We start from the raw sequence: 22,125 nt of genomic DNA on the forward strand, positions 1-22,125 counted from the left end.
AATTTTTTATTCTCCGCCGATTCCCTTATCCAGCAGTCTTGCGGAAGTACGCTTCGCTTCCCTTGTAGCGTGAGCGTAAATGTTCATTGTGGTACTGACATCAGCGTGTCCGAGAAGTTCCTGCACATCTTTAGGTGCTGCACCGTTTGAAAGCAGATTGCTTGTATAAGTGTGCCTGAGCATATGGAAGTGGAAATCCTCCAATCCCTCCACCTTTTTTCTTGCTGTCCTGCACATAATCCCCACCGTACTCGGTGCTTCAAATGCCCCGTCAGGTCTAAGGCAGACAAAGGATAATTCCTTGTACCCCTCTGGGACTTCCTCCGGCCTCGTCAGACTGTAAACCTCATAATAGGTGCGGTCTTTTTCTTTGACCTCCAAATAGTAATTAAGGCTGTACAGTCCCCCATATCGGAAACGGTTTTTGTGCTGTTCTGTTTTCGCAGATTTCAGGATTGCGGCAAGCGTATCGCAGAAGTCTACGGTGCGGATTTTTTTACGCTTTGTTGCCCCTATTTCTGTTTTGTGCCTTGCCCCGTTGTAACGCATACTGCGGCGTACTGTCAAATATTGTTCTTCAAGGTTGATGTCCTGCCAAGTCAGACCGCAGACCTCTCCAATACGCAAGCCTGTATAATAGGCTATCTGTATAGGAAGGAGTGCAGGGTTGTTTTTCTTTTTCAGGAAGTCCTCTAACCTCTGATACTGTTCGTAGCTGAGCGTTGGTGTGGAAGCAGTTTCCCCATCCTCGTCCGAGAACAGTTCATATTCTTCTTTCTTTCCCCGCCATACCACATACTGCATCGGGTTAAAGGTTATCAGCCTTTTCGGGAATACCGCAAAACGGAACGCCCCTTGTAAAACTGCCGAAAACAATCGGAGATACCCTTTGCTGAGTGCCTTTGCGGTTGTGCCGTCAGGATTTGTGCCTCCAAAGCTGAGAAAGTCTATATACGCCTGTAAATGGTCGGCGGTTACGGTTTTCAGCTTTCGGTTTCCTATCGGGTGCTGTTTGATACGGTTGACCGTTCCCTGATAGGACATTACCGTTCCATTGCTGAGACTGCCGGGTTTCAGTTCTTCCTCCACCCACAGATCGAGCAGCATACCAACCGTGATGTTTTCAGACTTCGCAACGAATTTCTTTTCCTCATAGTCAGCGATTGCCTTTCTGAGCAGGGCTTCTGTTTCAGACTTGCTTTCTGTTCCCACAAACTCTTTCTGTGCTTTTCTGCCGCTTTCATCTTCGATATAGAAGCGTGCGTACCACTTTTTACCTTTTTTTCTTACAGAACCTTTTGCCATAGATAAATTTCCCCTTTCTATCCGTGGCAATCGGGACTGTGACATATGGTGTGCGTAAAGTAATAAGGTTACTTATGCCGATGAGTGTCAGTCATCGTTTTCACTTGTCAAAGAGCCACGGAATTTTTCTTTTTCAGCAACCCTTTCTTCGGCTGCTGTCGCTATCCCGAACAGGTCGCCCATCTTTACAGCGGTGCGTCCCTCATCGTAGATATGTAAAATCCCGTCTAAAAACTGTTTCATATCCTCGATAGGAAGTTCCATTTCTTTACGGTAAACCCTTTCCATAATCGCCCCTGACTCAATCGCATAGCGGCGTAAGGACTGCTTTAAGCCTTCGTCCCCCGCTACACGGTCAACCTCAGCCATAGCGTCTGCAAAGTGATAAGCCATAACCGTATAGAGGTCAATCATCTTTCCGAGGAATGTCGTGAGCAGTTGTTGGTGCGGTTCTCCCTTTACCACGGAAGAAACCGTATCAAGATATTTTTTGATATGTTCCTCCATATCCCTTGCACATAAAGTGCGGCTGCCATATTCCTTATCTTCGGAAAGTCCTGTCAGCCATTCGGGAGTGGTCAGGAGTGCTTCTGCCAGCCCGTTGATAATCATTGTGCGTTTCGGGTCTACTCCGTCCGCTTCATATCTTTGAATGGTAGACTTGTTTACCCCGACACGCTTGCCAAGTTCGGGCATTGTTAAGTTTAATTCTGTTCGGCGTTCTTTTACTCGTTCACCGACCTGTTTTGCGGTGAATGTAATTTCTTTTTTCAAGGTTTTCACCTCCTATTGCTGATAGTATAGCATGGAAAAACTTGTTTTGCAACTGTAAATTTAATAATAGGCAAAAATATTTCTTAATAAGTTGCAAAATGCGTATTTTGAAAGGAGGTTGATAAAATGAGCAACATCAAAATGGGTTTAACCATAGAAGAAGCAGCAGAATGTACGGGTATCGGAAGAAATACAATGCGTAAGTTGGTAGACTGGGGCAAGTTGCCTGTCCTCAAGGTCGGCAGAAAAGCGATTATCCGCAGGGATACTTTAGAGCGATTTATGAGCGTCAATCAGGGAAGAAACCTGCTCAATGAAAATGATGTCCGCAAAGTAGAATAAGCATTCTCCAAGCCCTCGGCGTTTGAGAGCGAAATACACCCCTCGCACAAATCTTCGATTTGTACTCTGGGTATTTCGCCCTTGCAGGGGGCACTGTATCACAGCTTCGGACAAAGCACCGCCGCTATGATACAGAAGAAAACAGCCCTCTGTTTTCTTCGCTGTCCGTCTGCTTACGCCGCCGAAACAGCGGCAACCGAACAATCGGTTGCAAAAAGAGTATGCCCGTCACGGGAGGAAGGAGTAAATGGCAAGACATTCATTTATACAGATGTCGAAGCTACCAAATGTCAAGGGAAGAATATCCTATATTACAAGCCACGCAAGGCAGGAAAATCTCTATGCCACCTACCGTACCGCCGACAATGAATTTTGGAAGAACCTTGCAAGGGAAAGCCAGCAGGAATTTAAGCGGAGCGGCACAGAGGGCAAATGTATCGAAGCAAGGGAATTGATTATCGCCCTACCTGAAGTATATACAAGATACGAGCCGCAGGAAGTCCTTGAAGATTTTACGGAGGAGTTCCGCAGGCAGTATGGTGTCGGACGGCAAATTGAGGGAGACGCAAACAGCGAATTATTTTTCCGACATTTATCCTATTGACTGCGCAGTGCTGTCTGCAAATGCACAATCCTGTCAAAAATGCTGCACGTTGTTGTCGGTATTGTTTTGCGCCTGAAATGCAAAAGGCCATGGATCCCTCATGAGACACATGGCCCATATGAAAAATTTAGTTTTTCCCCTGCCTGTCGGCCAGAACAGGAAGATGAACCAGGCCGGTGGCGACAGTCACCGCATCCACCTTCCGCATCAGGGAGCCGATCCTTTCTTCATTCCAAAAGATATCGGAGAAATCGGAGAGCTCGCACCCTACATCATGGTTAGGGATGCACAGGTAGTTCCCATATTTATGCCGTCCGGCGAGGATGTGGAAGTAAGTCCCCCGCCCATTGATCTCAGCTTCATACCATCCGTTCCCCGTGCTCAGCAGGATGATCTGCCCCGTCCAGGTCTCCTTGCGGGAACCGCTTTTCAGGATACAGGTATAATTCATGTTCCATTCCTCCTATCCGAGATTCTGGCTGCTGACAGAAGCCAGGATGACATCCGTATCGATCACTTTCTTGTCCATCTGTGCCCCCAGAGTCAGCGCGTCGGTCATCAGGTTGTCCACCAGGCGGGGGCTCCCCTGGGAGTGACTGTGGACGGCAGAAAGCGCTGCCTGGTCGATGATGGAGGCTGCGCCTCCGGCACAGGCGATCTTGTGGAGGATATACTGCGCCACTTCCGAGTCTGAGAGACCGGAAAAGTTGTAGTGTACGGTGATGCGCTGGCGCAGGGCCTCATGGACGGGCTTTTTCAGGGTGCTGTTCAGGTGGGGCTCCCCACAGAGGATGAGCGTGAAGCAGTTCAGGGAGTCATACCCGTAGTTCATGAGCATCTTGATATCCTCCAGGATGCCGGTGGAGAGGTATTGTGCCTCATCGACTGCCAGGAGGAGGGGCTGCTTCTTGTCCTTGTAGAGGTAGAGTATCTGCTCCTGTACGGCGCGGAACATCCCAGGCTTGCCGCCCCTTGGCTCTACCCCCAGGACAGAGCAGAGCTGGCGGTAGAACTCCATGACGCTGACCGTGGAGAGGCAGATGTACTCCATATGGTAGAGGTTGGGGTTGAGGCACTTTGCGAAGCAGCGCAGTGCGAAGGACTTGCCCATGCCGGGGCGTGCGGTGAACAGCCCGATTCCCCTTGTGTCCTTGAGGTAGTCCAGCCGGGACGTCATTTCCGAGATGTCCTTTGAGAGGAACCGGTCCTTTTCTCTTGCGTTCTGTTTGTCAAAGGGATTGAAGGAAAGCCCATAGTAGGAACGGAACATCAGCTCTCACCCCCGATCCTTGAATAATCGATGGACGGCGTGTTATTGCGTTTCGTCCTGCAGTTCTCGTTTTTATCCGTAGGCCGGATGGGATAATGTTCCCCCTCATAAAGGATGAAGGCACTGGACATGTCGTCTGGCAGGAAGCGGATCTCCACTTTTGAAGAAATGAACTGCATGGGAACGTCATAGGACACCTTGTCGATGGAGACGGTAGAGTCCTTGTTCACCTTCCTGGTGATGCGGTTCAGGAAACATTCCTCCAGCCACTCCCTGGACTTAGGGTTCCGGATGGAGGAGCGTGTCTGCTGGTAGCGGTCCATGGGCGTTGTGCCGATGCCGGAATGGACAGATGTGTTGTAGGTGCGCATATAGTCCTTAAGCAGCCTGTTGAACTGTGCCAGCGTGGTGATGGAATCCAGATCCAGCGTATAGAGCCAAGTCTCCTTGAGCGTTCTGAACTGGCGTTCTATTTTGGCTTTGGAAGCACCATCACGAATTTTTGTGTGTAAAAGTACGGTGCCGATGGAGCCGCAGATGAGGGAAAGCTGCTCATTCGAGTAACTGCAGCCATTATCGACATAGAGCTTTGCCGGGATTCCATGGGCTGCCACAGCGTCCTTCAACACCTTCTGGAAGTTATAGGCATTATCGTTATAGAAGAGGCCGCCGCCCACCAGAAAACGGGAATGGTCATCAATAATCATGATGCAGTAGACTCTCCTGCGCTGGCCGTGCTCCGTGATATAAGGCAGGTAACAGGTATCGGCCTGCCACATCTTCCCAAAGGCGTCTTCTTCAAATGCCTTCCTGTCCCGCATGCCGGGGTTGCGTGCCGATTTCAGGTCATGTTTCTTGACGAAGCGCTGGACGGCGCAGACGCTGACTGTGGCAGGGATGAAGGCTTCTTCAACGAGGTGCCGGTGGATCTGTGTAGAGTTCAGCCGTGGGAAGGCCTCCTTGAGGCGGTAGATCTCCTCAATGGCCGTGTCTGGGAGAACCCGGGTGGAGCCCTTATCGGAACGCTCCTGCGGCAAGAGGGCGTCGATGCCGCCGTTCTGGTAGAGGGACACCCATTTGCTGAGGGTCTTTGGGCTGTACTGGAATACCGAGCCGTCAGGCAGGGTGAGCGGTTTTTCGGTGATACGCTGGTAGTAAGCGTTCCTGGACGCATCCGGATAAAGGCCATGGATGACCGGCGCTATGAGAGCGAGGCGGAACTGTGCCATGGCGGCTGCGTCCGAAAGGTTTTTGGGATTGTTGTCCATAAAAATGTCCTCCTTAGGTGGTTTTCCACCATTATGCAGGAGAGAAGGGAGGGAAGCCATACCCGTGGCGTGTGGCCGACGGAAAAAGGGTCAGGGGCCGAACACCTGCTGGCAGTAAAGTGCCGGGTTTTTATGGGACTGGAGGAAAGACTTTGTAAAACGGCGGACAAAGGCGGAGGCGAAATCCGAATAAGCCGGCTGCGTGAACAGGGACTTCAGGAAGGAAAGGCCGGAAACCTCCATGGAGGAAAGCACGCCGAGCCAATCTTCCTTCTGCACCCGAAAGAGCTGCAGCCACCGGCGCAGCTGGGAAAGGGTGATGCAGAAGCGTTCGCATAGCCTTTCCACAGTGGAAAGGCGCAGGAAATACTCCGCCAGGACACGTAGAAGGAAGAACAGGCCATAGCCGGAGTAGGGAATGATGAAGTCCGGGAGGATGGCATGGGTATGGCCACAGGTACAGATGAGGCGCATGATGCAGAGGCTGTGGCGGACCTGGGTGCCGCCAATGAAGTCCACCAGGGAGCGGTCATAGTAGGCATGGATGCGGCAGGATCCCTTTACCCCACAGCAGGGACAGGTCTGTAGTTCCGAACGGAATCCGGCCATAAAGGAATCGAACAGGATCTTTGATGAACTTTTTATACGAACCAGCTTGCAAAACAGGGAGTTTTCTCTTATCATAGTATATGTCGGTGTTGCCGGAGCCTCACGAGTGGGATACGATCCCGTATATGGCAGGCACACTGGTATGTGAGAGAAAGAACGAACTGCGGAAGGGGCTGTTCTTTCTCTTTTTTTCGTTCCATAAAAACTATATCGGAATGACATGGGATGGTCAAGAGGAAAACGTGCCGCCTCCTGCAGCACACTTTTATAGACAGTGTTTAAAAACTGAGATTATAATTTGATGTTTTTGTGCGGGAGATAGGAACTTTAGTTTGCTGGGCTACAGTATGGTATGGAGTGCGTGTCAGCCCTCCACCACAACAAACGCAAAACAAACTATCATATCCATCTTATCTTCAGCGAAAGAAAACTGCTCCCTGAGCCTGATATTAAGACAGCCACACGCAGCGTGTTCTATGATGAAACAGGCAAAAGGGTACGCACCAAGAAAGAAATCACAGGGGAGGACGGGCAGATACGAAAAGGCTGTACCATCATTAAAAAGGGCGAGGTTTACGAAAGCCACCTCTTTACCGTGAAAGATGATAAATTCAAAAGCGAGCCTTTTCTTCGGGAGGTTAAAGAGATTTACACCGACCTTATCAATCGGCATATCTCCGATCCCGAACAGCAGTTAAAGGTATTTGATAAGAACAGCGTTTATCTTCCCACCAAGAAAATCGGCAAGAACAATCCCAAAGCCGCCAAGATTGAAGCGGACAACACCGCAAGGCAGGAATGGAACAGGACAGCGGATATGGCGTTGTTATCAGGTATTTCCGAAGCAAAGATTTTAGAAGTCAAGCAGACCGAAATACACGAAAAAGCAAGCCAATCTATCAAAAGCAAAGGCTGGCTGCCGAATCTATTCCGTGGGATTGTGGCAAGGGCAAAAGATTTTCTGCAAAACCTTATTCGAGAAAAAGATATGCCGCCCAAGCCTACGCTTGATATTGATATGGCAGAGTTCCGCCATATGCGAAACCTGATGATAAAAGTACAGGATAAGGCAAGGGAAATCAAAAACTTGCAGGATAAAGTTCTGCCGCAGTTGAAACAGCAGCTTGCCAATACAAAGGGGCTTTTCAAAGGCAAAGAACGAAAAGCGTTGGAGGTAAAAATCAAAGAAACCGAAGCGGAGATTGCCGACAGGCTGGATAAAATCCCCGATACGCTCAAAGAGGACGGTTATCCCGATGTACAAGTTTTTATGAGGACTTTCCGAGAAATGGAAAGCGTTGTAGAACAGTACAACCGTGACCTTGCCGAGTGGGAACATCAAGCCAGCAGGAAACCGACAGCCGCCGCCAAAGAACAGCACAGACCGCCCGAAAAGCAGAGCGTGCTAAAACATCTGCGAGAAATACAGGAACGCAACAAGCAGAGACTACCGCAAAGACAGCGTAAGAAATCCTTTGACAGAAATAGCCGATAGGCATTGAAAAACCGCCGTTATGGCGTTTCCCGTAGCGGCGGCATACATAATCATTTACTGATTACAAGCGTGATTTTTATATCTCATTTTTTAAGTCCTATTATAGTATTTCCTCATCACAATTTACCGAATGTTTTAAAAATGTTTTTCAAAATGTTTATACAGAACAATTCCTAAAAATGTTTGCAGTAGGAATAAACCAAATATAATTCCTATAATCCATGCTTCAATATGAAGTAATGCAAGTACAAAAGCAACAAACAAGTACACGAAAGTCATTAACTGATACACTAAAGAACCAGCTTTCATTCTTAAAAATACTTTTCTTTCATCAACACTATTGATATGATTTTCTCTATTTATATTTTCCAATTTTTCTTTATTTTTTGGCATTTCATAATAATAAATTTTAAGTAATTGAACACATGAAGCAAAAGCTAAGCCGAACCCCATTGCGTAAAAAAGTGTAGAGTAATAGTCAGTGTCAATAACGAAATATCCAAAACATATAAAGATTATGCCTATAATAATCTCAATGATAAATGATATTTTTTTCTTCATTGTCAATTCCACCTTTCATACGACTACATTTTCTTATCTAAATAACGAGCTGTTATAACCCATGTAATTTGCCCGACAGCAATAACTCCTGTTATCGAAAAAAATACAACTTTACTCATATATCCCATAAAGATAAGGGCAAATAATACAAGAACCAATAATGTAAGTGTTACTTTGTAAGCATTCGCAAGAGAAGCGTTAATAATTGCAATATTTCTTTCATCATTTTCTAATATTTGTATTTCTTTTGTCGGCTTACTGAATATATCACACCCCATTAAAATCAATATTATCCCAATAAGTGTTGTACCATAGACAACCAAATCTGGACGAGGTACAGGTAATAGTCGATGTACGCCTAAACCATAAGTTAGTAAACCACCTAAAAAAATTATTACACCGATGAACAATTCGACTTTTTGTATCTTATGCCTCATTTACTTTCCTCCTCATAAATAAAAATTTCTTCAATGCTCATTTGAAAGTATCTTGCGATTTTAAAGGCTAACATGATAGAGGGATTGTAGCGTCCATTTTCTAAAGAGCCTATTGTTTGACGAGATACTTCAAGAGCAGTAGCTAAATCTTCTTGTTTAATACCTCTTTGTTTTCGTAATTCTTCTAATCGATTTTTCAAAATATCCCCCTTCCTACGGAAAGCATGCTTTCCATACCTTTATTATAGCAAAAAAAATTCTGATGTCAAGCACACTTTCCGTTTTGGATGATCATTCTGCACTTTTCCAATTGCTATCTTTACGAAGCGTATACTTGTGGCGTTATACCTCTTCTGAGAAAACGAGAGAATTTTTTCTTTAGGAAAAGCGGTAGGGACAATCAATTCCCTACCGCTTGAGTGCTTTATACAAAAATCAGTTCTGTTTGTACGATTTCTCTTGCCCTTGCTTGTATTTCGTTCATTTTTCTAACCCACAAAATAGGGTTTTCTGCTTTAAGCTGTTCAGCCCCCCTCCTTGTCAGCCATTTGCTCGACCAATCGAAACATCATCTCTGTTGCTTGTTTGTCAATGTCGGCAAGATAACTATTCAACTTGCCATTCATGGGCAGCGAGGTGTAAACCGTTCTTTTATGTTCCTGTAAGTAGCGTTTGTGTCGCTGTCCCCATAAACCGATAGGCTTGTGTTCTTTTTCGGTTGGTAAAGTAAGACAAGGAATATAATAATCTCCCTGCAACTCATACCATAAACCGTTGCTTTCATCATAAATATATTTCTCCATAGTGTTGTCCTCCAAATAATATATTCGCACATATATCACAATTCTCCGATTGCCACACTCTGTTATATCGTGTTATGAGATTTTCTTGCCCTTAATTTTGCCCTTATAAGCAGTCAGGGAAAGAGTAAACTTGTGTGAAATCATATAAAGAGATAAGGCGAACACATTGCGACAAATCCTTTGTTTTCAAAGCATTTAGAGGATTTTATTGACAACCTATGAAGCGCAATAATCGCTCATAATTTTATGGTTTCCAATTTCCAGTTTGTGGGACAAAGGAGAAGTTCAATGAAGGATTTAAAAGAATTAGGGAAACTGATGAAAGAGCACCCTAATTTTGCATTTTATATCGTAATGCAGATCGAAGGATAAGGAGGCAATAGAATATGGAACTTGTAAAACTGACACACGAAAATATTGAAAAGGAGCACATCTGCTGTGCAATCTCCAATAACAAGGATATCCAGGTTATGTCCAAAAAGAACTGGCTGAAAGACAGGCTGGACGAGGGGCTTGTATTCCTAAAAGGCAACGTCCGGGGAAAATGTTTCATTGAGTATATCCCCACGGAATACGCATGGGCGCCCATCGAGGCGGCGGGCTATATGTACATTGACTGCCTGTGGGTATCCGGGCAGTTTAAAGGACATGGATACTCGAACCTATTGTTGGATGCATGTATCAAGGACGGCAAAGAGAAAGGAAAAAAGGGGCTTGTGATCCTGTCCTCCAGGAAAAAGATGGGATTCCTCTCTGACCCGAAATACATGGGCTATAAGGGCTTTCAGACAGCGGATACGGCAGAGCCTTATTTTGAGCTGATGTACCTGCCCTTTGAAGGGGGCGCACCTCTTCCACGCTTCCGGGACAGCGTGGGCAGACAGGAAGATATGCCGGAAGGATTTGTGCTGTATTACACAAACCAATGCCCTTTTACGGCAAAGTATGTACCGCTGCTGGAGGAGATGGCAAAGGCCAGGAACGCAGTGTTTCAGTCCGTACATATCCAGACCAGAGAGGATGCGCAGAATGCCCCTTCGCCCTTTACCACCTTTTCCCTTTTCTATGACGGACAGCTCGTGACACATGAAATCTTGTCGGAGAAGAAATTTGCTAAAATCTTAGCAGATAAAGGAGTGTGAAAAATGATTCAATTAGTCAGACCAACAGAAGCGATGAAAGAACAGGCTATAGAGTTCAGATAGGAATTTTTTGAAGGCGGCTCCCCCTGCGCGGGAAAAAGCAGTGTTGCCAGATATATGCAGACAGGGGCAAGAAAAGGGTATTCCGTTTGCAGGAAAGTCACCAGTATGAATGCGGAGCAGGTCTGGATGCGGGAACCGTTAGTCCAATGGAATTTTATTATTCTACACGGGCAGAGAATCTTGCTTCAAAGGCGCTTGCATTATCCTGTGGATTGGCGTATCAGTATTTGGAGCAGAAGACAGACCAGTGCGGCGGAAAAACTTATGAATTGGAGATTTATAAAAAGAATCTGTAATGTATAGGAATTGAATTACGGCTGGGCCTATGCTATAATTCAAACGATAAATTCTTTTGGAAAAAGGTGTTTTGATGAACGAATACATAACAAATCGGGTACATGATTTGTACTGGAAGGAAGATATAAATTGTGCGAGGACAGCACTCGCCTGTTTGAGTGAATTATTTGAAATTACCATTGAGCCGCAGACAATTTGGTCTGCGGTTGGACTGCATGGCGCAGGCGGATATAGAGCGCAATGTGGTTTGGTGGAAGGTTCGCTTATGTTCATAGGGATTTATCTTCATGGGCTGGGAAAATCAGAAGATGAAATCGTATCTGCCTGCTATAATTTTGCGTCTGCTTTTGAAAAGACATTTGAGTCATTAAGATGCCGTGAACTGCGTCCTTCGGGTTTTTCAGAAAGTGATCCGCCACATCTATGTGAAAACCTGACTTGTAATGGAATTGAGTTTGCATACCAATTTATTTTAGGGATTACAAAACAGTAAATTTTACTTTACGCCAATTTTACAACCAGTGTCACAAAGAAGCACCCGTTGCGAATATCCGCAAACACCTCTCCACCCATAAGTGACATCATCCGTTTGCAGATAAAAAGTCCAAGCCCGTTGCCTTGCACCTTATCTGCATTGTTTCCGCGATGAAAACTCTCAAATATCTGCGGCAGTTCTTTCGCTTTAAGCGTGCAGCCCGTATTTGATACCGTGATAAGCTCACAGCCGTCCATTTTATCACAGCTGATCTCAATTCGTCTGCCGTCCCCGTATTTGATTGCATTTTCGATCAGATTTTGAAAACATTCCGCAAGGCGGTTCGGATCGCAGGAAAGAATGCAGTCATCATATTTGCGAATCAAAAGCTCTGTTCCCGACATGGAAAGCTGGGGAGTATATCTCGCGTCTATTTTTGCAATGATAACACTGAGATACTCCTCGCCGGGTGTGACCTCAAAGCTCATAAAGTCCTCGCTTACTGCCTTTGAGAGCTCGCTGACAAAGTGCTCTATCTCATCAGCGCGGGTATTGATGCTCTCGGCAGCGGCACGCTGTTTTTCCTCGTTCTTGTATAATCCCTTTGCAAGTGCCTTTGCATTCAGCTTGATAGCCGACAAAGGTGTTTTTATGTCATGGGAAAGGGAGAGCAGCAGGAGTTTTTTATCCTTTTGCATCGTAATCTCTTTTTTGCGGCTATTTTCTATGCTCTCACGCAAGAGGTTAATCCCCCATGCGAATTTGCCGAAAAATCGGCTTTTTTCTTCGGATATCGGCACGGCAAGATTGCCCTTTGCAAGCTCCTTAGGAACATCACTCAGCCTGTCGAAAGGTGCGATGATATGTCTGCGGATATAATACAAAAGACTTGTCAACAACAGGAACAGCGCACCCAATACGCAATTTACCGCAGCAATGCCATATTGTCTGTTCTCGATGGTATATTCAACACGATAAAGCGATTCGCCCGCTTCTATAATAAGATAATGCTCATCGGAACGGTAGATGCCATCACCTGTAAACACGCCCGTAATATGGGGGTATTTTTTAAGATCATAACTACCTGTCCCCGCTATCTCATCCGCAAGCCTCCTGGCTTCAACACGATAAATACCGTCACTATTTTCTTTTAATTCCGCGAGAAATATGTTCAATGCCGCCGTCAGTAATAGAAATATGGTCATCACTGCGACACACAGTTTTTTGTAAGCTTTCATACAAATTTATACCCCACGCCCCAGACAGTAAGCAAACGTTTTGCATTCTTAGGGGCATCACCGAGTTTTTGGCGAATGCGGTTGATATGAACATGAAGCGTCTGCATCTCCGAAACGCTGTCGCTGCCCCAGATCGTGCCAAACAGGTACTCTTTTTTTAGAACTTTTCCTTGATTTTCAATCAAAAGCGCCAGTAAATCAAACTCTTTTGAAGGCAGTTCCACCGGCTTTCCGTCAATGACCGCCGTTTTGTCTGCAAGGTTGAGTGTCACACCATCTGCTGATAATATATCATGCTGATACCGCCGTTTAAATATACCCTTAATTTTAGCGATAAGAACATCTATATCATAGGGCTTTTCAATATAATCATCAGCACCGAGGTCATAGCCGTTGAGCTTATCTTCCCTGCCCGTCCTTGAACTGACAATCAATATGGGAGTATCCGTGTTTTCCCGGAGTTTTGAACATACCGCAAAGCCGTTCATATCGGGAAGATTGATGTCAAGCACCACAAGCCTTGCGCCATATCGTTCAAAAAGATGTACGGCACGTTCTCCGCTGTTCACGCTTGATACAACATATCCTTCCTCGCACAGGAAGTCGGTCAGCAAGTTCGCCAGTTCCTTATCGTCCTCTACAATCAGAATGTCAGTCATAAAATCACCACCTGCAAGTATTGTTTCAAGTATCACCAGCCCTGTTCTATAAGCCAGTTATTCAGTTCTCTTTCACGGCTGCAAAGTTCCTTGCCGCTGCCGTCAAAATGTCCCATTTCCTTTTCACCCATGATACCGCCGTCCATGATATACAGCACCCTGCTGCATTTGGCGGCTACCTTTGGATCATGGGTAACGCACATAACTGTAGTACCGTCACGGTTGAGGGATAACAGTTCGTTCATTACCTCATCGGAGCTTGAACGGTTGAGGGCGCCTGTCGGCTCATCGGCAAAGATTATCTTGGGATCGTTTATCATACTGCGGCAAATACAAGCCCTCTGAAGCTGTCCGCCAGACACCTCGTTGATGTCGTTGCCGCCTATGTCATCGATGTCGAGCCTGCGCATAAGCGCTCTGCCGCGCTCATCGGTCTGCCTGCGGCTTTTTGTATTCTTTTTTGATTGTACCGCAGGGAGGATGATGTTGTCCAGAATGGTGAGGTTTTTCAGCATATACATCTGCTGGAAGATAAATCCCATTTCATCAAGACGCAGATCGGCAAGCTCTCTTTCTCCCATTGCGGTGATATTTTTACCGCAGAATAAGACTTCCCCCGATGTGATGCCGTCCATACCGGACACAGTGTAAAGCAGGGTGGATTTGCCCGAACCGGAGGGACCCATAACTGCTGTCATTTCACCCTTGGAAACGGTGAAATTTACGTTTTTCAGAACATTGTTCTGACGTTTGTTTACTATGTAGGTTTTGCAGAGGTTCTTTACTTCTAAAATATTCATAATAAACTCCTTTCTTACTCGATACTCGCCGTATCGGAGGATTTAATTTTTTTGGTGTAAAGAGAGGTCAAAAATGCGCTGACGACTGTGGCAGCAAGAGCGATAATGGGGAATACCACGTATATCTCCACGGGGTTTTGCATATATTCTACGCCCATTTCAAGACCCATTAGTCTGAAAACAGGGTCGAAGCAAAGCTTTGTGAGGGGCATACCCAAAAGTTCCGCAATAAGGACAGCCGCCGCTGCCGCAATAAAAAATCTTAACGTGTACTGTCCGTATATCCTGCTGTTCCTTATGCCTATGGCTTTCATAAGGGCGATCTCCGCCTGCTCCTTCGCGATAAAGGAACGCGCCATAAGCACGGTGATAAGTGCGGCTAAAATTACCATAAGGATGGCGGACATTTTTTTCACCGAGTCTATGGCATCGCCGACTCCGGTGGTATCATTTACAGTTTCGCCTGCTGTTTTAACGCTTGAAAATTCAGGGTAAAGCTCCTTGATCTTTTCAATTCTGCGTAATACTTCCTCATCATCGGGGTCGTCGGTAAATTTTATCTGCGTACCAGGGGAGCCGCTTGATGCGATATAGTTTATATCGCAGTCGGTATGAGCCCTTACGGAAATACCCTGATTAACCATTGATTGATACAGAGCGGTTATGATGAACTCCGCCGTTTCTCCTGTTGGGTAGGACAAGGTAACGGTATCGCCTATATCTGCATCCAGCTTTTTTGCCAAAAGAGTCGTCACTGCAATTTCGCCGCTGTTTTGGGGAGGAGTCCCCTCTAAATATTCGTACATATCCATTGTTGTTCCCGTACCCTGAAGTATAGCTGCCTTGTTTTCATATTCGCTGTGTCTTATCATCGAATAAATATAATATTCCGTCATACATTCCGCGGACATACCGTTTTTTGCAAGGGTCTGTTCCATATCCGCAAGATATTTTTTAACCTTTTCATGTCCGTCCTCAGTCATAAATTTCATAGTTTCGTCGCCGATGTCCGTAACGGCGTGGCAGTCTGCCATACCGAAATATTTCGCCAGCTTTCTGCTTTTAAGAGACGCTGTGACATTGGAAAGCATGATCAGCAGCGACATACACAGAAAAAAGGTAAAGATAATGACAGCGTAGCGTCTGGGACTGCTTACAATATCGTTTGCGGCAAGGAAAGCCGTTGTGTTAAGCCGCGATTTTCCAAGGCTCATAACGCTCTTTTTGCGGAAGCGTTCTCCTGTCTGCCCGTTTCTTACAGCATCGACAGGGGACATCTTGCTCACCCTGCCCGTACAGCAAAGACAGAACAGGAGAATTACAGCCGCTACCAGAACCGAACAGGCAGCATTGATAAAACCGTTATTGCCGCTGTCTATTATAATAGTCTCCGAGGAATAATTTATAAGCAATTTCCCGAACGGGTAACTGAGCATCAAGCCAATGCCCGCGCCGACAGCGGAAATAGCGAAGTATTTTGTAAGGTACAATCCCCGGATTTTTATGTTCCGTATGCCTATTGCTTTCATAACACCTATCTCGCGGAATTCCTCGGAGAGGGTAAAGGCTATGGTGAACCGCAGCACCGTAAAGGATATGATGATAAGAATCATGCTCACCGCAAGGATAAGCCCCATGATTATCATATCAAAAATATAGGCCTGCTCCAGCATCTCCGTATCGCCCGCAAAGGCAAAGTTGTCGGATATATCCGCGATCTGGGACAGGGTTTTGTCAAGGTCGGCGGTGTGTATGTATAATAATTTTCCGCCGTACATATTTTTTATCGTCTCATTGGACATATATTCGTCAAAGTCCTCGCCGTTCAGGATAAACCTTTTAATGCCCATCAATTCCGTGCCGCAGACAGCGTCCCTGAAACTGCCCGCAAAGGTGAATTCACGGCTTATGCCCTCTATTTCGACAGTAATTTTGTCACCTGCCTTAATTCCCATGTTTTTCTCTATGAAACGGGTAGCGTAAATTTCCCCTTTCGGTACGCTTTTAAGAATACTTTCGTCGTCCAGAAAATAATTTATCCCCATCTCCCTGTCGCTCTGCAAAACTAATTTCTGACTGAGGTTGGAAGCGTTAAGCGGTTCGCCGGCACGTGTAATATTGGACTGGGACATCGAGACGAACTCCTCGATACGGAACTCGTCTATCGCGGAGGCGTTTTCAAGCGTCCCGCAGATATCCTTGTGCTCAGATTTGTTTTCGCTCATCGTGAAGTAATCGGGCACGTCCGCCATTTCAAAATAGCTGTCCAGCGCAGTCGTCACGGTGATGATGTTGCTCACGCCGGAGGACATGAACATCGACGCGAGTATAATAAATACCAGAAGTATTACGTTCATTGCCCTTTTACGTTTAAGGTCCTTTTTCAGTATTCTCCAGAACATAGTGTATTCCTCTTTTCTTGAATTTGATGTTTCTATATTCTGAATTGTACCATATAAATTCTTAACAAGTCTTTAACTTTTCCACCCGCTTTCTTTTATCAGCTGTTTTTTGGCTGGAAATTTTTTGAAAATGGTTATATAATAAAGCAACAGACAGGAGTTTTTATGCATCAAGCAGGTATCTTTCAGAAAGTAATATTAAGGTGATAAGCAAATCAGGATTTTGGGAGGGCGTTATGTTTAATGAAATATGTATATATGAAGCAAAATTAACTAAGCTCGATGAAATTGAAGAGTTAATGAAAGAAGTAGCTGAATTTTATTTGGAGCAAGATGGTGTTATTGATGTACATTACATAAAACGAACTCATAGGCAAAAAGATTTTAATGCAGTTAAAGAAGGAGAGTTACCTATCCGTCTTACAAGAAATGTAGGAAAGGTAACATATGTTTTATATTGGGTACTGGAAAACGAAGAAGCTCATGCAAGAGTATCTAAACTTGGTGTGGAGAAATTTTATAAACGCTGGAATCGGTGCTTAACCACAATGCCTAAAATAATTCTTGGTGAAAATGTCATCTAACTTGCAACTTTCAATTTATAGAGCAGAGATAAATGTTGACAAAGCCGTATGAATCTATGTTCTGCAAAGCAATAAAGCGGATTCAAAACAGAAAAGCACCTCGAATACAATAAAAAATGCGTGTGAATTTGTGTATCGATATCATATTACCGAAAGTATAAGAAGTATTTACACGAACATAGTGATGAATATGCAGGTAAGCTGATTGATTATCTGCAAAGCTGAAAAATCGGGATTTCATAAGGTGAGGAAAATGGTTAGAGAAGTAAAATGGACAAAATATCTATGGCTGAGCCTGCTCTTGTTTGGAGCATTTATGCTGGAATATTTTTCAATATTTGTAATTGAATTCATGATTCTGCATGTAGATATATGGAACTATACAGTAAACCAAAGAAGTGTTCATTGTATGATAATGGTTTTAATATGGGCGGTTGTTATTGTAATGGCACTATTTTTTTCGCAGAGGTATTATCACTTTCCTTCAAGAGAAAATAAAGAGGATCATCCTTCTTTGAAAAATTGGGTCATAACATTTTCCTGCTTAATCTGCTGCAAAATCTTGACTTTTATAGATTGGCATACTCTAAAAGTATTTAGTGAAGTTCAAGGTAAAAATGCATACCAATTCTGTGCACAATATTTATACTATCTTTTTGAGGTAATGCTTGTTACTCTAATCATAATGTATGGGCAAAAAGCGATTGAAACCTTGTTGAAAAAAGAAAGTCCGATTCCTTTCGGTGGTATTATATTGGCTGTGACATGGGGAGTATTTCATTTCGTGTCGAGAGGAGCAGGACTTGAAATATGGAATGGAATCTCTACTATGATATTTTCTGTTCTTAGCGGTGCAATGTATTTGAGACTAAACAGGAAATGCTTGTATAGCTATTTTTTTATCGCTGTAGGTTACTTACTATAAAATCTTGTTGAATTACAAGAAATTGGGAAATGAATCACGTGGGAAGAATTAGACATAAGTGGAGAGATTAAAAGGAGGATAACAGTATGCTGAGATTGGAAAAAATACACGGACAGAATGTATGGGATATTCTTAAATTGAAGGTTGCAGAAAATCAAAGGCATTTTGTTTCAAGCAATGACAGGAGCATTATCGAAGCTTATACAACAATTGCCGGAAATGGCTATGTTTTTCCCTTTGGTATTTATGAAAATGACACACCAATAGGCTTTATAATGATTGGCTTTGGGACAGATGATTATTGGGATGATGCACCGTTTGTGGCAGCAGGCAACTACAACCTTTGGCGGTTGATGATAGATGAGAAATATCAGAATAAGGGATATGGACGCGAAGCGGTCAGGCTTGCATTGGAATTTATAAAGACACTCCCGTGCGGTAATGCAGAATACTGCTGGCTGTCATATGAACCTGATAATGATGTTGCCCGCCATTTATACCATTCGTTTGGATTTGTTGAGACAGGTGAAAAGGATTGCAATGAATTGATTGCTGTATTGAAGTTATAAGGAAGAATAGGTGACCAATATGAAAATGAAATCCAAGAGAAAAATTCTCATTATTGTATTATCTGTAGTTATTGTGCTGTTCATTGCCGGAGATTGGGCATTATCCGTGATAATATACAACGAAAATTTTAACCAGCGTTTTGAAAGTGATGAGGCGTTTATACGGCATGTTGATGATTTTGACGGATTGCAGCGCACGAAATATGAGTTTGTTTCCAATAAGGGACAGAAATTGACGGGATATCTGTACACCACGGAGGAAAAACCGCATGGAATCGTTGTAATGTCTCACGGATTTGGCGGTGGCGGGCACAACTCTTATATGGACTGCGCAAATTATTTCGCGCATCATGGATACTGTGTTTTTTCTTATGATGCTACGGGAAATGATGAAAGCGAAGGTGAAGGAGTTGGAGGACTTCCACAGGGAGTCATAGATCTTGACTATGCAATCACATTTGTGGAAGAAAGTGGGAATTTCCCAGATCTGCCAATCGTTTTATTCGGGCATAGCTGGGGCGGTTACAGTGTTTGCAGTGTACTTACCTATCATCCTGAAGTAAAAGCAGTTATCGCGTGTTCCGGTTTTAACTCTTCATCGGATATGTTTGAAGCAGAGGGGAAAAAACAGGCAGGGAACGGTATCTATCTTATATTGCCGTTTGTGAAGCTCCACGAGAGGATGAAATACGGCGGCTATGCCTCAAATACTGCGATGGACGGATTTTCAGAGAGCGATGCCGCCATTATGATCCTGCATAGTTTGGATGATGAAGTTGTTCCAGCCAAATACGGCTACGACATTTATTATGAAAAATATAAAGATGATTCCCGGTTTCGTTTCATTCATTTCCAGGATAAGGGACATAATTATTTCAATGATGAAACCTATAGGGATGAATTTAATGCGGAATTTGACAAATGGCTTGAAACACTGGATTACGATTATAATGTCTCCGAAAACAAAGAACGGTTTTCGAAGGATAGAGCTGACTATATACATAAAAACCTTGACAGGGAAAAAAGGTTCAATTCATTAGATTTGGAGCTGTTTGGGGATTTTGTTGGTTTTTATGATGAAAAGATACACGGGGTTATCAAAAGTGAAGAGGCTTTCGAGAAATGATTAGTCCAAAATAGCGAGAGCTGTAACCAATGTGGTTACAGCTCTCGCTAAATTTTTCCCTAAATTTGCAAATATGGCACTTTATTTTGCAAAAGTGGACTGTCTCGTTGAAAGTAATGGATAAAGTAGATACAATAAAATTATCTTTGTAGCAATGAAAGAATTTTTTTATTACCGGAAAGCTATGGAGTAATAATGTATACGGAGGAAAACATAATGAAATCTATTTGTGGAATTGATTGTACGAACTGTGAATTAAGCAGCACTTGTAACGGGTGTGCGGCAACAGGAGGCCAGCCTTTTGGGGCGGAATGCCTTGTTGCACAATGCTGTAAAAAAGGCAAGACAGCGTTAAGTGAATTGAAAGAAAAGCTGATTGCGGCCTTCAATGCGCTTCACATTCCGGATATGGAAGAAGTAACAGAGCTGAATGCGCTGAAAGGTTCCTTTGCCAACATTGAATATGCCCTTCCCAACAGCCAGATTGTAAAGTTTTGGGATGACAACAGGATCTATCTGGGGAACCAGCTGCAAAAAAAGGACAGCGACAGGTGCTACGGGATCATCGCTGACGAGAAATACCTCATGGTGTCTGAGTACAGCGGCTTTGGAACTGATGCAGAGATTATTGTGTTCAAACGATGGAACTAAAATGGATCTTCTGGAAAAAACAATAAAAGAGTGGAGGGACGTCCAGTGAAGATCTCAAGAGTGACAGCACAATTTCCCTGTGATTGTAAAACGGTCTGGGATATTGTTACAGATAATGAGAATTTTGAATGGCGAAGTGATTTATCTAAAATCGAAATAATTGATGAAAATCGTTTTGACGAGTATACAAGGGATAAATTTGTAACACATTTTCGGATCACTGCAAAGGAGCCATACCGAGAATACCGCTTTGATATGGAAAATCAGAACATGAGAGGTCACTGGAGCGGCATATTTGAGAGCTGCGATGATGGTACACAGATTACTTTTACAGAACAAGTCCAGGTGAAGAACCCGATTATGAATTTGTTTGTAAAGGGGTATCTGAAAAAGCAGCAGGTCGGGTATATTGCAGATCTCAGAAAAGCGATAGCAAAATTGTAAGTTGGAGGATTAAGCAAGTAAAGAAGTGCAGCTTCCTGGGAAAAAGCGGATGAAAGTTAATGCCTTTCTAAGAGGAAATATACTGGAGACGGGAACGCTGCTGAAAAGAGTGGAGGAGACGACAAAATGAGAAATCCAGAACAAACAATAGGAAACTTAATAGATAAGCAGAAAGTTTCATTTATTGCCTCGATTTCCGCGGAAGGTTTCCCAAATATGAAAGCTATGCTGCCGCCCAGAAAACGAGTGGGAATCAAGGAATTTTGGTTTACAACTAATACATCTTCTATGCGGGTAGCTCAATACAGGGAAAATCCAAATGCCAGCATTTATTTTTATGACAAACGTTTTTTCCGTGGAGTTATGCTGATTGGCACCATGGAGGTTTTAGAGGATGCTGAAGCTAAGCAGATGATCTGGCTTGAGGGTGATACTATGTATTATCCCCAGGGCGTGACAGATCCTGATTATTGTGTTTTAAAATTTACTGCTGAAAAAGGGAGATACTATTCTAACTTTAAATCAGAAGATTTTGATGTGCTGCCCATGAGCATATGAAAGAAAATATCTGTGTGGCAGGAGATGGCTAAAGATAAGTAAAATATTATTATTAGAGGACGATGTGAGTCTGGTAGATGGACTCAAGTATTCTCTAGGGAAGAACGGATTTGATGTTACGGTTGTACGGACAGTGGAAAAAGCCCTTGAGTCCCTGTCAATTATCAGTGAGTACGATCTATTACTGCTTGATGTTACTTTACCGGATGGAACAGGATTTGATGTATGTGAAAAGGTAAGACGGCAGAATAGGCAGATACGTGGATACAATCAGTGCGCCATAGATTTTGGAAAGATAATTTGAGGTTAATCAATGATTAAAATATTATTTGTAGATGATAATTTCGATTGCTTAAAGATTCTGGAGCGTGTGTTTAGGAAAGAGTTTATCGTATATACAACGTCGGGAGTGAATGCGGCAATGGAGATTCTGAAAAATAAAAAGGTCAATTTGGTCTGTTCTGATTTGCATATGCGCGGTGAGACAGGTGTTGTTCTGCTACAGGAGATGATACGGAGCGACATGAATATACCGTTTATTTTGATGTCCGGTGATATTGACAGTATGGAAATAAAGAGGGCAGAATCTTATGGGGCAGTCTTTCTGGAGAAAAACGGGGAGTTAGCCTCTCGGATTAAGAGAATTGCGGTTTCAGTAGAGAAAAAAGGAAGCCAGGCAATTGGGGAGATGCCAGCATGCGTAAAAAATATTAATAGCGGATGA

General features: G+C 43.9%; 28 protein-coding genes and 2 pseudogenes. 15 read left to right on the plus strand and 15 right to left on the minus strand.

Going from position 1 to position 22,125, the window contains the following annotated elements; translation table 11 throughout:
- Positions 1–6: 6 nt before the first annotated feature.
- Entirely contained in the window at positions 7–1,305 is a 1,299-nt protein-coding gene (locus tag AC6I3O_RS27180; protein WP_497853873.1) for a tyrosine-type recombinase/integrase, read from the minus strand.
- Between the two features lie 87 nt (positions 1,306–1,392).
- On the minus strand, positions 1,393–2,079 hold the full coding sequence (locus AC6I3O_RS27185; RefSeq protein WP_257465512.1) for a helix-turn-helix domain-containing protein: 687 nt from the start codon (positions 2,077–2,079) through the stop codon (positions 1,393–1,395).
- Positions 2,080–2,205: 126 nt separating this feature from the next.
- Between AC6I3O_RS27185 and AC6I3O_RS27190 the strand changes: the two genes are divergently transcribed.
- Together AC6I3O_RS27190 and AC6I3O_RS27195 are read left to right on the plus strand one after the other, a co-directional pair.
- Positions 2,206–2,421: a helix-turn-helix domain-containing protein gene (locus tag AC6I3O_RS27190; protein ID WP_004612412.1), complete on the plus strand. Its 216-nt coding sequence runs from the start codon at positions 2,206–2,208 to the stop codon at positions 2,419–2,421.
- Between the two features lie 247 nt (positions 2,422–2,668).
- Positions 2,669–2,965 (plus strand): annotated as a pseudogene (locus AC6I3O_RS27195) (MobA/MobL family protein); the annotation flags it as partial.
- A gap of 187 nt (positions 2,966–3,152) precedes the next feature.
- Here AC6I3O_RS27195 and AC6I3O_RS27200 read toward each other — a convergent pair.
- The 4 genes from AC6I3O_RS27200 to AC6I3O_RS27215 form a co-directional block, all read right to left on the minus strand.
- Positions 3,153–3,476 (minus strand): DUF6618 family protein, encoded by a 324-nt coding sequence (locus AC6I3O_RS27200; protein ID WP_302134599.1) that lies wholly within the window; start codon positions 3,474–3,476, stop codon positions 3,153–3,155.
- 12 nt (positions 3,477–3,488) lie between these two features.
- Positions 3,489–4,295: an ExeA family protein gene (locus tag AC6I3O_RS27205; protein ID WP_497850223.1), complete on the minus strand. Its 807-nt coding sequence runs from the start codon at positions 4,293–4,295 to the stop codon at positions 3,489–3,491.
- Positions 4,295–5,563 (minus strand): DDE-type integrase/transposase/recombinase, encoded by a 1,269-nt coding sequence (locus tag AC6I3O_RS27210; RefSeq protein WP_497853876.1) that lies wholly within the window; start codon positions 5,561–5,563, stop codon positions 4,295–4,297. The genes AC6I3O_RS27205 and AC6I3O_RS27210 overlap by 1 nt, the downstream gene beginning before the upstream one ends.
- 90 nt (positions 5,564–5,653) lie before the next feature.
- Complete coding sequence (locus AC6I3O_RS27215; RefSeq protein WP_497853878.1) at positions 5,654–6,247, minus strand: DUF6431 domain-containing protein; 594 nt, start codon at positions 6,245–6,247, stop codon at positions 5,654–5,656.
- 277 nt (positions 6,248–6,524) lie between these two features.
- Between AC6I3O_RS27215 and AC6I3O_RS27220 the strand changes: the two genes are divergently transcribed.
- Complete coding sequence (locus tag AC6I3O_RS27220; protein ID WP_497853880.1) at positions 6,525–7,667, plus strand: MobA/MobL family protein; 1,143 nt, start codon at positions 6,525–6,527, stop codon at positions 7,665–7,667.
- Between the two features lie 135 nt (positions 7,668–7,802).
- Here AC6I3O_RS27220 and AC6I3O_RS27225 read toward each other — a convergent pair whose 3' ends face one another.
- The 5 genes from AC6I3O_RS27225 to AC6I3O_RS27245 form a co-directional block, all read right to left on the minus strand.
- A complete protein-coding gene (locus tag AC6I3O_RS27225; protein WP_288162345.1) occupies positions 7,803–8,228 on the minus strand; it encodes a hypothetical protein in 426 nt (141 codons plus the stop codon).
- 23 nt (positions 8,229–8,251) lie between these two features.
- Entirely contained in the window at positions 8,252–8,665 is a 414-nt protein-coding gene (locus tag AC6I3O_RS27230) for a hypothetical protein (protein ID WP_497853882.1), read from the minus strand.
- Complete coding sequence (locus tag AC6I3O_RS27235) at positions 8,662–8,865, minus strand: helix-turn-helix transcriptional regulator (RefSeq protein WP_039930565.1); 204 nt, start codon at positions 8,863–8,865, stop codon at positions 8,662–8,664. The genes AC6I3O_RS27230 and AC6I3O_RS27235 overlap by 4 nt, the downstream gene beginning before the upstream one ends.
- 224 nt (positions 8,866–9,089) lie before the next feature.
- Entirely contained in the window at positions 9,090–9,164 is a 75-nt protein-coding gene (locus tag AC6I3O_RS27240) for a hypothetical protein (RefSeq protein WP_464834978.1), read from the minus strand.
- 25 nt (positions 9,165–9,189) lie between these two features.
- A complete protein-coding gene (locus tag AC6I3O_RS27245; RefSeq protein ID WP_497853885.1) occupies positions 9,190–9,468 on the minus strand; it encodes a TnpV protein in 279 nt (92 codons plus the stop codon).
- A gap of 386 nt (positions 9,469–9,854) precedes the next feature.
- On the opposite strand from AC6I3O_RS27245, the gene AC6I3O_RS27250 reads away from it, so the two are divergent.
- The 3 genes from AC6I3O_RS27250 (at position 9,855) to AC6I3O_RS27260 (ending at position 11,463) form a co-directional block, all read left to right on the plus strand.
- Positions 9,855–10,610 (plus strand): YoaP domain-containing protein, encoded by a 756-nt coding sequence (locus AC6I3O_RS27250; RefSeq protein WP_497853887.1) that lies wholly within the window; start codon positions 9,855–9,857, stop codon positions 10,608–10,610.
- Between the two features lie 209 nt (positions 10,611–10,819).
- Complete coding sequence (locus AC6I3O_RS27255) at positions 10,820–10,969, plus strand: hypothetical protein (RefSeq protein ID WP_497853889.1); 150 nt, start codon at positions 10,820–10,822, stop codon at positions 10,967–10,969.
- Positions 10,970–11,043: 74 nt separating this feature from the next.
- A complete protein-coding gene (locus AC6I3O_RS27260; RefSeq protein WP_497853891.1) occupies positions 11,044–11,463 on the plus strand; it encodes a C-GCAxxG-C-C family protein in 420 nt (139 codons plus the stop codon).
- 8 nt (positions 11,464–11,471) lie between these two features.
- On the opposite strand, the gene AC6I3O_RS27265 is transcribed toward AC6I3O_RS27260, so the two are convergent.
- Genes AC6I3O_RS27265 through AC6I3O_RS27280 form a run of 4 tightly spaced genes read right to left on the minus strand, consistent with a single transcriptional unit; the run spans position 11,472 to position 16,544 of the window.
- Entirely contained in the window at positions 11,472–12,683 is a 1,212-nt protein-coding gene (locus AC6I3O_RS27265; protein WP_497853893.1) for a HAMP domain-containing sensor histidine kinase, read from the minus strand.
- Positions 12,680–13,342, minus strand: coding sequence for a response regulator transcription factor (locus AC6I3O_RS27270; RefSeq protein WP_497853895.1), 663 nt, complete (start codon positions 13,340–13,342; stop codon positions 12,680–12,682). Before AC6I3O_RS27270 ends, AC6I3O_RS27265 begins: the two co-directional genes overlap by 4 nt.
- Before the next feature lie 32 nt (positions 13,343–13,374).
- Positions 13,375–14,142 carry an ABC transporter ATP-binding protein gene (locus AC6I3O_RS27275; protein ID WP_497853897.1) on the minus strand — a complete coding sequence of 256 codons (768 nt, stop codon included), beginning with the start codon at positions 14,140–14,142 and terminating at the stop codon, positions 13,375–13,377.
- Positions 14,143–14,156: 14 nt separating this feature from the next.
- The gene (locus AC6I3O_RS27280) at positions 14,157–16,544 is read right to left on the minus strand and encodes an ABC transporter permease (RefSeq protein WP_497853899.1); all 2,388 of its coding nucleotides are present in this window, start codon (positions 16,542–16,544) and stop codon (positions 14,157–14,159) included.
- Positions 16,545–16,780: 236 nt separating this feature from the next.
- Here AC6I3O_RS27280 and AC6I3O_RS27285 point away from each other — a divergent pair, with 236 nt between their 5' ends.
- The 9 genes and pseudogenes from AC6I3O_RS27285 to AC6I3O_RS27325 all read left to right on the plus strand — a co-directional run bounded on the left by AC6I3O_RS27285 (position 16,781) and on the right by AC6I3O_RS27325 (position 22,125).
- Complete coding sequence (locus AC6I3O_RS27285) at positions 16,781–17,128, plus strand: hypothetical protein (RefSeq protein WP_491870198.1); 348 nt, start codon at positions 16,781–16,783, stop codon at positions 17,126–17,128.
- Positions 17,129–17,381: 253 nt separating this feature from the next.
- On the plus strand, positions 17,382–18,053 hold the full coding sequence (locus AC6I3O_RS27290) for a hypothetical protein (RefSeq protein WP_497853902.1): 672 nt from the start codon (positions 17,382–17,384) through the stop codon (positions 18,051–18,053).
- Between the two features lie 86 nt (positions 18,054–18,139).
- Positions 18,140–18,622: a GNAT family N-acetyltransferase gene (locus AC6I3O_RS27295; protein WP_497853904.1), complete on the plus strand. Its 483-nt coding sequence runs from the start codon at positions 18,140–18,142 to the stop codon at positions 18,620–18,622.
- Positions 18,623–18,641: 19 nt separating this feature from the next.
- Positions 18,642–19,748 carry an alpha/beta hydrolase gene (locus AC6I3O_RS27300; RefSeq protein WP_160282127.1) on the plus strand — a complete coding sequence of 369 codons (1,107 nt, stop codon included), beginning with the start codon at positions 18,642–18,644 and terminating at the stop codon, positions 19,746–19,748.
- A gap of 216 nt (positions 19,749–19,964) precedes the next feature.
- Positions 19,965–20,399, plus strand: a complete 435-nt coding sequence (locus AC6I3O_RS27305; RefSeq protein ID WP_160282100.1) for a DUF3795 domain-containing protein — start codon at positions 19,965–19,967, stop codon at positions 20,397–20,399.
- 45 nt (positions 20,400–20,444) lie between these two features.
- Positions 20,445–20,843: an SRPBCC family protein gene (locus tag AC6I3O_RS27310; protein WP_160282101.1), complete on the plus strand. Its 399-nt coding sequence runs from the start codon at positions 20,445–20,447 to the stop codon at positions 20,841–20,843.
- Between the two features lie 126 nt (positions 20,844–20,969).
- Positions 20,970–21,401 carry a pyridoxamine 5'-phosphate oxidase family protein gene (locus tag AC6I3O_RS27315; RefSeq protein ID WP_159757440.1) on the plus strand — a complete coding sequence of 144 codons (432 nt, stop codon included), beginning with the start codon at positions 20,970–20,972 and terminating at the stop codon, positions 21,399–21,401.
- 34 nt (positions 21,402–21,435) lie between these two features.
- Positions 21,436–21,660: pseudogene (locus tag AC6I3O_RS27320) on the plus strand (response regulator transcription factor); the annotation flags it as partial.
- 54 nt (positions 21,661–21,714) lie between these two features.
- Positions 21,715–22,125, plus strand: coding sequence for a response regulator (locus tag AC6I3O_RS27325; RefSeq protein WP_497853907.1), 411 nt, complete (start codon positions 21,715–21,717; stop codon positions 22,123–22,125).

It is taken from the genome of Sporofaciens sp. St.21A7, assembly GCF_059728535.1.